Here is a 12,301-nt window from a genome sequence, read left to right as displayed (position 1 = left end):
AAAAAAACATGAAAGAAGAAACAAAAAACACCATATTAATTACTGGCGGAGCAGGGTTTATAGGTTCCAATCTTTGTGAATATTTTTTATCTAAAGGACACGAAGTGGTTTGTTTGGATAATTTTGCGACAGGGTACAGACATAATTTAAAAGACTTTATCAATAATCCGAATTTTCGTGTAATAGATGGGGACATTCGGAATGCAACAGATTGTCAAAATGCGGTAAAAGGAGTGGACTATGTATTACATCAGGCCGCTTTAGGTTCCGTACCACGTTCTTTGATTGACCCGGTTACGACCAATGATGTGAATGTTTCGGGTTTTTTAAACATGCTGGTGGCTTCTCGTGATGCTAATGTAAAACGATTTGTTTATGCAGCAAGTTCCTCCACTTATGGAGATTCAGTTGGATTGCCAAAAGTAGAAGAAGTGATTGGAAAACCACTGTCTCCTTATGCGATAACAAAGTATGTTAACGAATTGTATGCTGAAATTTTCAGCCGAACCTATGGGTTAGAGACAATAGGCTTGCGATATTTTAATGTTTTTGGAAGGAAGCAGGATCCTAATGGAGCTTACGCAGCAGTTATTCCAAAATTTGTAATGCAACTAATGCAATTGGAAAGTCCAAAAATAAATGGTGACGGAAACTATTCTCGTGATTTTACTTATATTGATAATGTAATTCAAATGAATGAGTTGGCCATGCTGACAAAAAATCCAGATGCTGTAAACACGGTCTATAATACGGCATATGGGGATAGAAATACGTTAAATAATCTACTTGATTATTTGAAGGAATATTTGGCGAAATACGATCCAAAGATTGCTTCTGTTAAAGTTGAATATGGGGCCAACAGGGCTGGCGATATTCCACACTCTTTGGCAAGTATTGATAAAGCCAAGTCATTATTAGGCTATGATCCTAAGTATTCCATGCAAGAAGGACTGAAGGAAGCTGTTAATTGGTATTGGGATAATCTTAAATAGAAATCCTTTTTTGAGGAAAAGGTGGATAATAAAATAAAGTATATTTGCGAATTGAAAATTATAAAATGAAAATCACAAAAATTTGTTGCATCGGAGCTGGATATGTTGGAGGGCCCACTATGGCTGTTATTGCTCAAAAATGCCCAAAAATACAAGTTACAGTAGTCGACTTAAATGAAGAACGCATTGCGGCTTGGAATGATGAAAATATTGAAAATATTCCCATTTACGAACCGGGATTAGATAAAATTGTTAGCGAAGCAAGAGGAAGAAATCTTTTTTTCTCAACCGATGTGGAAAAAGCAATTGACGAAGCACAAATTATTTTTATATCAGTAAATACACCTACTAAAACCTATGGAAAAGGGAAAGGTATGGCAGCGGATTTAAAATACATTGAATTGTGTGCCAGGCAAATTGCCAGGGTAGCAAAAGACAACAAAATTGTAGTTGAAAAATCAACACTTCCGGTACGAACTGCTGAAGCAATAAAAAGCATTCTAGACAATACCGGAAATGGTGTTCAGTTTCAAATTCTTTCCAATCCAGAGTTTTTGGCTGAAGGAACTGCTGTTCAGGATTTATTGAATCCAGACAGAATACTAATCGGTGGAGATCCTTCAGAAGAAGGACAAAAAGCGATACAAGCGCTTGTTGCTGTTTATTCGAACTGGGTTACGCCCACTAAAATATTGACCACTAATGTATGGTCATCGGAATTATCAAAATTGACAGCCAATGCATTTTTGGCGCAACGAATTTCTTCTATTAATGCAATGTCAGAGCTTTGTGAAAAAACAGGGGCTGATGTCAATGAGGTGGCAAGAGCAATAGGAATGGATAGCAGGATAGGATCAAAATTCCTGAAAGCATCTGTTGGATTTGGTGGTTCTTGTTTTCAAAAAGACATTTTGAATTTGGTTTACATCGCAAAATCCTATGGATTATACGAAGTAGCCGATTATTGGGAACAAGTCATTATAATGAATGACCATCAGAAAAGACGTTTTTCTAATAATATTGTTCAGACACTATACAATACTGTTTCTGATAAAAAAATCACTTTCTTGGGTTGGGCTTTCAAAAAAGACACTAACGATACCAGAGAGTCAGCGGCTATTTATGTGGCCAATGATTTGATAAATGAACATGCTAAAATTGCCGTTTATGACCCTAAAGTATCCAGAAGGAAAGTTCTTGCTGATTTGGATTATTTGGAAACAAGATCTGCTTCTACTAATGCAGATAGTATCGTATCTTTTGATGATCCTTATGAAGCCTGTGCAGGCGCACATGCTATAGCGATACTTACCGAGTGGGATGAATTCGCTGCGTATGATTGGCAGAAAATATACGACTCCATGCAAAAACCAGCTTTTGTCTTTGACGGAAGAAACATACTTAATGGACCAGCTTTAGAAGCAATTGGTTTTGTTTATCAGGGCATAGGTTCTTAAATAATTGATTTAATAACAATAAACGTTATCTTTTAAGGATGTATATTGTTATTAAGTGCTTTTATAAAACAGTAGAATACACAAATAAATAAGGAGTTATATTTTTATTTCAATACAACACGCAAGATGAATTGGTATGTAGTTTACACAAAACCAAAATGGGAGAAAAAAGTAGCGGAACAATTAAAAAAGTTCGGAATAGAATGTTATTGTCCTTTGATTACTGTAGTGCGTCAATGGTCTGATCGAAAAAAAAAGGTAGAAGTACCCCTTTTTAATTCCTATGTTTTTGTTCAGTTGCAAGACTCCGACAGGAATTTAGTATTTCAGTCAGCGGGAGCAGTGCGTTATTTGTTTTGGTTAGGTAAGCCTGCGATTGTGCGGGATGAAGAAATTAGCATCATTAAAAAAGGACTTGATGGACCTGATAGTTGTGAAGTTTCGGTGGTTCCATTTCAGGTTGGCGATACAATAGAACTAGAATCAGGCCCATTTTCATCTCAGACGGCAACTATTCAAGAGGTAAATAACAACCATTATGTTCTTGTTTTGGAATCATTAGGATGTGTTTTGAAAATGAAGTTTAAGTAAATGACACCTTGAGGATATTTTTTACCAGGTGGAATTTAATTACCTCCGTAACATATCTATCTAAAAATATATAAAGCAGTATTTGTAATCGATAGTACAAATGCTGTTTTTTTTTGTGAAATTATTTTTTAGTGGGTCAAATCCTTTTTTAAATGAATTAAGTATTGATGAATAGTAGGTAATTCGTCTCAGCAGGTCGATTTATTAAGTACTGACTTACAGTAGTTTATGATTTAGTAGATGATTTTTAACATTCAATTAGTAGGAATTAGTCAAAAAAGTGGTGTAATGTAACTATATTTGCCAGCTTAAATTATTTCGATTTCAGCTCATTTCTGTGAGTTTGAATCGCGAAGCGGTGTATTATAGTTAACAAAAGTTAATTAATATTGTTTTAAAAAATGAGTGCAACCATAAAAATAGCAGTGATTGGTTTGGGTTATGTAGGGTTGCCATTAGCAAGGTTATTTGCCACCAAACATGCCGTTGTTGGATTCGATATCAATCAGTCCAGAGTTGCTTCCTTGCGATCAGGAACTGATACTACATTTGAAGTGGAAGATACAGTATTACAGAAGGTACTGCTCGATACCTCCAGTGATGCTATTGGTTTGTATTGTACTACGATTTTAGCGGATATAGCGGACTGTAATTATTACATCGTAACGGTTCCCACGCCGGTGGATAAGAATAATCGTCCTGATTTAACTCCTTTATATAAGTCCAGCGAAACTATTGGAAAGGTTTTAAAAAAAGGCGATATCGTCATATATGAATCTACAGTCTACCCTGGTGTTACAGAAGAGGAATGCGTACCTGTATTAGAAAAAGTTTCCGGATTACAATTCAATGTTGATTTTTTTGCAGGTTATTCACCTGAAAGAATTAATCCCGGAGACAAAGAACATACCGTAGAGAAAATTTTAAAAGTGACTTCTGGATCCACTCCTGAGATTGGGCAGAAAGTTAATGAATTATACAAATCGGTTATTACCGCCGGAACACACTTGGCACCTTCTATAAAAGTTGCAGAAGCCGCGAAAGTCATTGAAAACTCACAACGGGATATCAACATTGCTTTTGTAAATGAATTGGCTAAAATATTCAATCTGATGAATATTGATACCAATGCTGTTTTAGAAGCTGCAAAAACAAAATGGAATTTTCTGCCTTTTAAACCAGGATTGGTTGGAGGGCATTGTATAGGAGTAGATCCATATTATTTAGCACAACGTGCACAAGAATTTGGATACCATCCCGAAATTATTTTGGCAGGACGCCGACTGAACGATAGTATGGGTGATTATGTAGCTTCCCAAGTGGTAAAGCTGATGATAAAAAAAGGGATTTCAGTTAATGGCGCAACGCTCTTAATGCTTGGAATTACTTTTAAAGAAAATTGTCCTGATGTTCGCAATACGAAAATTGTGGATGTGATTGCCGCTTTAACTGATTATGGAATTACAGTAACCATTTACGATCCTTTAGCGAACCCGTCTGAGGTCAAACAAGAATATGGTTTAATAACCACTAATGTATTACCCGATCAGAAATTTGACGCGGTAGTATTAGGAGTAGCTCATCATCAATTTTTGACTATCGACATCTCCAAATTGCAAAATGACATTAGTTTATTGTACGATGTTAAAGGAATTTTAGGGGATGAAGTTGATGGGAGATTATAAGAAGTATAGAATATAAAAGCATATATAGGAAAGATTTAAAAGGAAAGCATGGAAAATAAACCTTCAATTACACACGTCATTCTTACCGGAGGAGTAGGTAGCAGATTATGGCCTTTATCACGAAAAAGTCAGCCCAAACAATATCTTGATTTATTTGATGGTAAGTCTTTGTTTGAAATGACGGTGGAGCGCAATCGTAATGTAGCGAATAAAATTATGGTAGTGGGTAATATTGACAATTGCCATCTCAGTAGAATGGTGATGGAAAAATCGAATACACCTTATTTAGATATAATTGAATCAACACCAAGAAATACGGCTGCCGCAATTGCTTTTGCTGCTTTTGCATCTGATCCGGAAGATATTTTAATTGTTACACCATCCGATCATATTATTGATGAAATGGAAAATTATGAAGCAGCAATTAATGAAGCAGTTGAAAAAGCTTCCAAAGGCTATATCGTAACTTTTGGAATTATTCCCACCAAACCGGAAACGGGCTATGGTTATATCGAACGAAAAGGGGATAATGTACTTTCTTTTCGGGAAAAACCCAATCAAGTTACTGCTACCGATTTTATTGCCAAAGGAAATTTTCTTTGGAACAGTGGTATGTTTTGTTTTAAAGCAGGTGTTTTATTGGAAGAATTAAAATCTTTTCATCCGGAAGTTTACGAAAAATCAAAAATAGCTTGGGAACAAAACAAGGAAGGTAATTTAGATTTAGATCTTTCATTAGAAATACCTTCTATTAGCATTGATTATGCAGTTATGGAAAGAAGTAAGAAAATAAAAGTAGTTTCGTCTACATTTATTTGGTCTGATTTGGGTTCTTTTGAATCGGTTTATGATTATCTTGTTTCAACAGGACACCCCGTTGATAAAAACGGAAACATGGTAATAGGGACTAACAATTATACTGCTTTTGTTGGTTTGAAAAACACCATTTTCGTTTGTACAGATAATGCTAATTTAATTTTGCATAAAGACAGTTCTCAGGACGTAAAGAATATATATAACCAATTGGAGAAACAAAATCCAGATTTGTTGAATTAAAAAAACATGAATAAAGACACAAAAATTTATATTGCAGGACATAATGGTATGGTAGGAAGTGCTATCTGGAGAGCGTTATCTACTAAAGGATACACTAATTTATTGGGCGTTTCCAGTAGTGAATTGGATCTTAGAAATCAGCAGGATGTTAAGGACTTTATAGCTTCTGAAAATCCGGAAGTAATTATTGATGCTGCTGCAAGAGTTGGGGGGATATTAGCTAACAACAATTATCCGTATCAGTTTATCATGGAGAATATGCAAATTCAAAACAATTTAATCGATTCGGCACTGCAATCCGGTGTTGAAAAGTTTATTTTTCTGGGAAGTTCTTGCATCTATCCTAAATTAGCACCCCAACCCTTAAAAGAAGACTATTTGCTCACTGGTATTTTGGAGCCTACTAATGAATGGTACGCTGTTGCAAAAATCACTGGAGTAAAAGCGTGTGAAGCAATCAGGAAACAATTTGGAAAAGATTATGTTAGCCTGATGCCAACGAATCTATATGGTACATATGATAATTTCGATTTAAATACGTCTCATGTTTTACCGGCTATGATGCGAAAATTTCATGAAGCAAAAGAAAATAATCATGCTCCCGTTACCCTATGGGGAAGTGGTACGCCAATGAGAGAGTTTCTTTTTGTGGATGACATGGCTCAATCAGTAGTATTTGCTTTAGAAAACAAATTGCCGGACTTTTTGTATAATGTGGGTACGGGTGAGGATTTGACGATAAAGCATTTGGCCGAAACGATTCAAAAAATTACAGGGCATAAGGGAGAAATCATTTGGGATACTACCAAGCCTGATGGTACCCCAAGAAAACTAATGGATATATCCAAAATGCATGATTTAGGATGGAAACATCAGGTGAACCTTCAAGAAGGCATAAAGAAAACTTACGATTGGTTTTTGGAAAATATAGGAAACATAAAAAAAGTTAAAATGTAAATCGTTAAGCGAACAACGAAATAACAAAACACGAATAACAAAACACGAATAATATGAGCATACAACCCAAAATAGCATTTATAACAGGAGTAACAGGACAAGATGGGGCATACCTAAGTGAATTTTTATTAAGAAAAGGATACATTGTACATGGATTAAAAAGACGTTCTTCTTTATTTAATACCGATAGGATTGACCATTTATACCAAGATCCACATGTAGACCACCGTAATTTCTTTTTACATTATGGTGATATGACGGATGGTACTAACTTAATTCGTTTGATCCAAGAAATCCAACCCGATGAAATCTATAATTTGGCAGCCATGAGCCATGTAGCTGTTTCATTTGAAACGCCTGAATATACAGGGAATGCTGACGGATTGGGGACTTTGCGTATTCTTGATGCGGTTCGTTTATTAGGCTTAGAAAAAAAGACACGTATTTATCAAGCTTCCACTTCTGAATTGTATGGTAAAGTACAAGAAGTACCACAATCAGAAACAACACCATTTTACCCTCGTTCTCCATATGCTGTTGCAAAAATGTATGCGTTTTGGATTACGGTAAATTATAGAGAAGCGTACGGAATGTATGCCTGTAATGGTATTTTATTCAATCATGAATCTCCTATTCGTGGCGAAACCTTTGTGACGCGTAAAATCACAAGAGCGACTTCTAGAATTGCTTTGGGGTTACAAGATAAATTATACTTAGGAAACCTAGATGCTAAAAGAGACTGGGGTCATGCCAAAGATTATGTACGCATGATGTGGATGATTTTGCAGGCTGATGAAGCAGAGGACTGGGTAATTGCAACCGGAAAAACTACACCAGTACGTGATTTTGTGCGTATGAGTTTTGCTGAAGTAGGGGTTGAATTAGAATTTAAAGGTGAAGGTGCTGACGAAAAAGGATATGTGAAAGCCTGTACTAATCCTGAATTCCAATTGGAAATAGGAAAAGAAGTACTTGCAGTTGACCCTAAGTATTTCAGACCAACTGAAGTCGATTTGTTAATAGGCGATCCTACCAAAGCACAGACTAAACTAGGATGGGAATGTAAATATGATTTGCCAGCCTTGGTAAAAGACATGATGCAAAGTGATTTAAAATTGATGCAAAAAGATCAATACTTAAAAGATGGTGGATATAAAACGTTGAATTATTTTGAGTAGATTATAAATTGACTTAAATCTAAAGAGTTTTTACTTCTAAGTTATAATAAATATCATTCTGTTTAATATTTGTTAGATTGTTAAATAAATTTTTTTGTTCAATATATTGTAAACTAAAATTAGCAAGGAATAAGTTGTAATGAAAACAACTGTGTCTTTAAAATATTATAAAAATGATAACTACAAGGCTAAAGGGTGGATTAGGCAATCAAATGTTTCAATATGCTTTAGGACGTCATCTAGCAATAAAAAAGGGAACAACTTTGAAGTTGGATATTTCAGACTTGATTGGAACAAATGAGCATTTGGAGAGTACAATTCGAAATTATGAATTAAATAATTTCAATATTATAGAAAAAATTAGTTCAGATGATGAGGTTTTTTTTACTCGACAAAATAAAAATAAGTTCTTAAAAATATTCAAAAAAATTATTCCTTATCATCTAAGGTCTGTCGTATGTGAGAAAAACTTATTATATGATGAGAAAATATTAAATATTGATGGTAATATTAATAATAAATATTTAATAGGTTATTGGCAAACGGAACTCTATTTTAAAGAAATAAGGGATCAGTTACTGAAAGATTTTTCTCCTAAAAATGAAATTTCGGATGTAGTCATTAAAATATCTAACAAAATTAAAGAGGGTGAATCAGTTAGTTTGCATATAAGAAGAGGAGATTATGTAAATCGTTATTCGAATCTTTATTATGTTCAAAATGTAGATTATTATTTGAATGCATTAGAATTAATTAAAAATACACATCCTAATTGTAAAGTATTTGTATTTTCAGATGATATTCAATGGTGCGAAAGTAATTTGAATTTTAAAACAGAAACCTATTTTGTTAAACCTAATAAATCTTTTGAAGATATTTATTTAATGAGTTTGTGCAAACATAATGTAATTGCGAATAGTTCCTTTAGTTGGTGGGGGGCGTGGCTTAACAATAATCCTGATAAAATTTGTATTGCACCTAAATACTGGTTTAAAGATAAAAGCAAGAAAAATAATATAATTCCTAAGGAATGGGTAATACTTTAAGTGAGCTAAAAATTTCTGTTTTGATGTCAGTTTGGAATGGTGAAAGGTTTCTTCATCAAGCTATTGATTCTATACTAAATCAATCTTATAATAATTTTGAATTTATTATTATAAATGATGGATCTTTTGATGATAGCGAAAAAATCATTTTAAGTTATAAAGATCCACGTGTAGTATATTTAAAAAATGATATAAATATTGGTCTTGCTGCTTCATTAAATAAGGGGATACAAATTGCGAAAGGTAAATATATTGCAAGAATGGATGATGATGATTTAAGCCATAAGGATAGATTTAAAATACAACTTGAATTTTTAGAAAATAATCCAAATATTGGGGTATTAGGAACTATAGCAAAATATATTACAGAAGAAAATGAATATATAACAACGACTGCCTTACCAGAAAATGATAAAGAGATTAAAAAAAAATTACCGTTATTTTGGTTTCATCATGGAAGTGTAGTTATTAGGAAAGAATTTTTAATAGAATGCGGAGGTTATGATTCGTGGTGTAAAAGAATAGAAGATTTGTTACTATGGAATAAACTCTCTTACCTAACTGATTTTCATGTAATCCAAGAACCATTGTATACATGGAGATTGACTGTAAAAGGAGCGACCAATGTACCATTATCAAAAGATGTAAAACTACTTTTGAATAAATTCAAAACAGTTTCTACAATTGATGAGGCAATTGCAGAAATTAAAGTTTATGATATGAAAGCAGATATAGATCAGAAAAATAGCCCTAATAGTACTGTAAGGCAATATCAATATTATAAAAAAATAATTGGATATTCGTTAGGTAGTAGGAATTTTAATGTTGTATTAAAATATTATTATAAATTATTAAGATATCATTTCAGAATAGACGATGCTTTTCTTATACCATTAAAAATTATTAAAAAAATAATAAAATGATTATTACTCAATTAACGGGTGGCTTAGGTAACCAACTTTTTCAGTATAGCTTGGGATTAAACCTATCAATAATCAATAATATGCCTCTTAAGATTGATACAAGTCGATATGAATTAGCTACTGAGTTTAGAAAATATTCATTAGATGAAATTATATCGAATATTGAGATTGCTAGTCAATCAGAAATAGATTTATTTAAAAAAAAATCAATCTTTGGATTACTAAATCAGAAGAAAATTGTTGCTGAAAAAGAGTTTAGATTTGATGAGGGTATATTGAGACAAAAAGGGAATTTGTATTTGGATGGATTTTGGCAATCAGAAAAATATTTTTCATCAATAAAAAATATTTTATTAGATAAAATTAATCTAAAAAAGATTATTAGTCCAGATGATTTTTTTAAATATGAAATTGAAATAAAAAATAAAAATTCAGTTTGTCTTTTTGTTAGAAGAGCAGAATTAGTTACAAATCCAGTTTTCAGTTCATATCATGGTTACTGTAGCGAAGACTATTATTTGAAAGCTATAGAAATAATGAAGCAAAAAGTAGAAGATGCTTTCTTTTTTATATTTTCTGATGATCTTGAATGGTGTTATGAAAATTTTAATGATATAAATAATAGCGTTATCGTAAAACATTTCTCAAAAGACGATAAATATATTCAGTATTTTATTTTAATGAGTTTTTGCAAACATTTTATTATACCAAACTCTACTTACGGATGGTGGGCTGCATGGTTATCTAAGTGTTCTGAAAAGAAAATTATAGCGCCGAAAAATTGGTTTAATAAGGCAAATCATTCAATCATAGATCTTTTTCCATCAGATTGGATTATTATTTAAAAAAGCATATATGCAAAAAATAATTAAAAGTTCAATTATTCTCACTTTGACTGAAGTTTTTTTAATGGGATTGGCAATTTTGCGAATAAAAATAGTCGCGGTTAAAATCGGTCCGGCAGGTCTCGGTGTTTATGGTTTATTGAATAGTTTTTTTGCTATTTTAATGGTAATTAGTGCTTCATGGATGTGCGCTATGGTTGTAAAGTATATAGCCGAGTATAAATCAAATCAAGATTACGACTCAATCAATAATGTAATAAATATAACGCTGATTTTAACTTTTTTAATTACATTATTATTAATATTAATATCATTAATTTTTAGAGAATATATAATCGAAACTTTTTTTAATGGTAAAATAGTTTCAGATTATTATATCATATTTTCATGGTCTTGTCTTGGATATGCATTAAAAACTATATTTAATAGCCTCTTGCAAGGGTTGTTAGATGTTTCGGCCACAGTAAGATATCGAGTTGTAACATCATTTATAGAAATTTTGATAACGATATTAATGGTGGTGTATTTTGATTTGATTGGTTTTATCATAAGTTTTGTACTTTCTTCAATCGTTCATATTATTTATATTGTATATTTTTTGAACAAGCAAATATGGTATAGATTTAGGATTGATCTCAAAGACACAAATTTAATTAGTAAAATGCTTGTTTTTGGAAAGCTTAATATATTTTTGTCCATAATATCTTCCATAACGCAATATTATCAGCGAATTATTACAACTATTAATTTAAATATACTTTATGTCGGTTATTTTCAAGCATCACAATCGGTAATGAATTATATGGGTATTTTAAATAGGTCAACAACATTTATGATGTTGCCTTCTATGTCTGCAGATATGAATATAGACGACAGGAATATTCAAGTAAATGATTATTTGCGATTTACGATTTTAAGTAATGCATTTATATCGATAATTACTGTTATTTTTTCTCGAAATTTGATTAAAATTTTATTTGCTTCCTCTTTTGTTGAATTGGATAAATTTATGTTGTTATTTGTTCTTGCGCAATTTTTAATTTCCGTTGAGTTAATTTTTCAAGCTATAGTTTTGGGAATGTCTTTGTTCAAGTTACATTTAGTTGCATCTATAATAAATATAATTTGTTGGTTAATAGTTCCTATAGCTTTAATGAAACTGATAGGTTTTACCTCTATACCATTCAGCTTGTTAATAGCTAGTTTTCTTGCGATTCTAGTAGAATTTTATTTTTTAAAAAGGTTTAAAGGCTTGTCAATCGAAACTTCAAATTATTTTATTTTTGGTTTTAGTATTTTGCTAATAATTCTACCGTCATTATTAAAATTCGAATCTTTTTATTTAAAATTAATTGAGGCGCTTTTATTGATTCCATTGTTTGTCTTAACTTTAAAGAAAAAGGAAAAAGTTTTAATTTTATCAAAAGTTAAAGGAAAATTATTTTCCAAAAGGGATAATTAAAATAAGCTGTCTTTTATTTCATAAAATTTAAGCTTTTTAAGTCGCTATTATTAATAGAATGCATAAATGAAATATATTGTTATTTTACTTTTTTTAATATTGATTATAC

General features: G+C 32.0%; 11 protein-coding genes. All 11 read left to right on the top strand.

The features are described 5' to 3' along the window. The first annotated feature begins 8 nt into the window (after window positions 1-8). The 11 genes from ACNQGN_RS01775 (at window position 9) to ACNQGN_RS01725 (ending at window position 12,192) form a co-directional block, all read left to right on the top strand. Entirely contained in the window at window positions 9-992 is a 984-nt protein-coding gene (locus ACNQGN_RS01775) for an SDR family oxidoreductase (protein ID WP_417986166.1), read from the top strand. A gap of 65 nt (window positions 993-1,057) precedes the next feature. Beyond that, on the top strand, window positions 1,058-2,449 hold the full coding sequence (locus ACNQGN_RS01770; RefSeq protein ID WP_417986165.1) for a UDP-glucose 6-dehydrogenase: 1,392 nt from the start codon (window positions 1,058-1,060) through the stop codon (window positions 2,447-2,449). 126 nt (window positions 2,450-2,575) lie between these two features. Continuing rightward, window positions 2,576-3,040, top strand: a complete 465-nt coding sequence (locus ACNQGN_RS01765; protein WP_417986164.1) for a UpxY family transcription antiterminator — start codon at window positions 2,576-2,578, stop codon at window positions 3,038-3,040. A gap of 401 nt (window positions 3,041-3,441) precedes the next feature. Next, entirely contained in the window at window positions 3,442-4,725 is a 1,284-nt protein-coding gene (locus ACNQGN_RS01760) for a nucleotide sugar dehydrogenase (protein ID WP_417986163.1), read from the top strand. A 48-nt stretch (window positions 4,726-4,773) separates the two neighbouring features. After that, window positions 4,774-5,781, top strand: coding sequence for a mannose-1-phosphate guanylyltransferase (locus tag ACNQGN_RS01755; protein WP_417986162.1), 1,008 nt, complete (start codon window positions 4,774-4,776; stop codon window positions 5,779-5,781). Between the two features lie 6 nt (window positions 5,782-5,787). After that, window positions 5,788-6,738 carry a GDP-L-fucose synthase family protein gene (locus ACNQGN_RS01750; RefSeq protein ID WP_417986161.1) on the top strand — a complete coding sequence of 317 codons (951 nt, stop codon included), beginning with the start codon at window positions 5,788-5,790 and terminating at the stop codon, window positions 6,736-6,738. Window positions 6,739-6,791: 53 nt separating this feature from the next. Continuing rightward, on the top strand, window positions 6,792-7,916 hold the full coding sequence (gene gmd / locus ACNQGN_RS01745) for a GDP-mannose 4,6-dehydratase (RefSeq protein ID WP_417986160.1): 1,125 nt from the start codon (window positions 6,792-6,794) through the stop codon (window positions 7,914-7,916). A 173-nt stretch (window positions 7,917-8,089) separates the two neighbouring features. Further along, on the top strand, window positions 8,090-8,962 hold the full coding sequence (locus tag ACNQGN_RS01740; protein WP_417986159.1) for an alpha-1,2-fucosyltransferase: 873 nt from the start codon (window positions 8,090-8,092) through the stop codon (window positions 8,960-8,962). Next, window positions 8,947-9,885 (top strand): glycosyltransferase family 2 protein, encoded by a 939-nt coding sequence (locus ACNQGN_RS01735; RefSeq protein WP_417986158.1) that lies wholly within the window; start codon window positions 8,947-8,949, stop codon window positions 9,883-9,885. Before ACNQGN_RS01740 ends, ACNQGN_RS01735 begins: the two co-directional genes overlap by 16 nt. Then, entirely contained in the window at window positions 9,882-10,730 is an 849-nt protein-coding gene (locus ACNQGN_RS01730; protein ID WP_417986157.1) for an alpha-1,2-fucosyltransferase, read from the top strand. The genes ACNQGN_RS01735 and ACNQGN_RS01730 overlap by 4 nt, the downstream gene beginning before the upstream one ends. 10 nt (window positions 10,731-10,740) lie before the next feature. Then, window positions 10,741-12,192 (top strand): oligosaccharide flippase family protein, encoded by a 1,452-nt coding sequence (locus ACNQGN_RS01725; RefSeq protein ID WP_417986156.1) that lies wholly within the window; start codon window positions 10,741-10,743, stop codon window positions 12,190-12,192. The last annotated feature ends 109 nt before the right edge of the window (window positions 12,193-12,301 follow it).

Source organism: Flavobacterium rhamnosi, assembly GCF_048286515.1.
GTDB lineage: Bacteria > Bacteroidota > Bacteroidia > Flavobacteriales > Flavobacteriaceae > Flavobacterium.
This window is presented reverse-complemented; position numbering and strand designations above follow the sequence as displayed.